Source organism: Zoogloea sp. LCSB751 (genome assembly GCF_002028455.1).
GTDB lineage: Bacteria > Pseudomonadota > Gammaproteobacteria > Burkholderiales > Rhodocyclaceae > Zoogloea.
In genome coordinates this window covers 1-246 of the sequence record NZ_MWUM01000490.1, presented here as the reverse complement: position 1 = coordinate 246, position 246 = coordinate 1, and the positions used below count along the sequence as shown (strand labels likewise).

At 42.3% G+C, this 246-nt stretch carries 1 protein-coding gene; it reads right to left on the bottom strand.

The annotated features are described in order from the left end of the window. Positions 1-34: 34 nt before the first annotated feature. Positions 35-246, bottom strand: a 212-nt coding sequence (locus B4920_RS27430; protein WP_216820118.1) for a hypothetical protein, incomplete at its 5' end; no start/stop codon positions are given.

The following is a 246-nucleotide window of genomic DNA, read 5'->3' as shown; positions in this document are numbered from 1 at the left end:
TGAAAAGCTCAATCTATGTTTCTACAACAACCTGCTACATAAAGGCTTTCGTAAAGGCTTCCTTCGACTGGCGAATATAATTGCGTGCACTTTGAGCATGTTGTTCCCATACCGCCCTATCGCTTGGATCGGTAAAGGGATTTTGCTCGGCGGTAACCGAGCGCTCAAAGCGGTCATAGAAGGTTAACATCGCTGAAGTAATTTGATTAAAACGTTCTTTAAACTCCTGAAACTCATCCATTTTTT